This window comes from Cysteiniphilum halobium, from assembly GCF_003574425.1.
In the GTDB taxonomy this organism is placed as follows: domain Bacteria; phylum Pseudomonadota; class Gammaproteobacteria; order Francisellales; family Francisellaceae; genus Caedibacter; species Caedibacter halobius.
In genome coordinates this window covers 1-500 of sequence record NZ_QLIU01000113.1, presented here as the reverse complement: position 1 = coordinate 500, position 500 = coordinate 1, and the positions used below count along the sequence as shown (strand labels likewise).

Genomic DNA, 500 nt, shown 5'->3' with positions numbered 1-500 from the left:
AAAAAAAAGGAAGAAAAAGAAAAGGAAAAAAAAGAGAAAAAAAAGATGGAAAAAAAAGAAGAAAGAAAGAAAGGAGATAAAGAAAGGAAGGGAAAAAAAAAGAGAAAGGAAAGAGAAAAAGGAGAGAAGAAAAGAAAAAGGAAAAAAAAGAGAAAAAAGAGGGAAAGAAAAAAAATAAGAGTGAAAAGTAGGAGAAGGGTAATAAGGAAAAAGGAGAAAAAAAGGAAAAGGAAAGACGAAGAGGGAAGGAGAAAAAAAATAAAACAGGGAAGAAAGATGAAAGAGGAATAAAAAAGGAAGAAAAAGAGAGGATAAGAAATGTTGAGAAAAAGAAGAAAAAAAGAAAGAGAAAGGAAAAAAAAAAAAAGAAGGAAGAAAAAAAAAAAGAAAAAAAAAAAAAAGAATAAGTAAGAGAGAAAAAAGAAGAAGAAAAAAAAAAGAGAGAGGGAAAGGAGAAAGATGGAAGGAGTAATGAAAAGAGGAAAAGTAGATAAAAAAAG

General features: G+C 27.4%; 1 protein-coding gene. It reads left to right on the top strand.

Annotated features, from left to right (window positions below):
• The coding region (locus DNK85_RS12680; protein ID WP_208123183.1) for a hypothetical protein at positions 1-291 on the top strand (291 nt) is incomplete at its 5' end.
• Between the last annotated feature and the right edge of the window lie 209 nt (positions 292-500).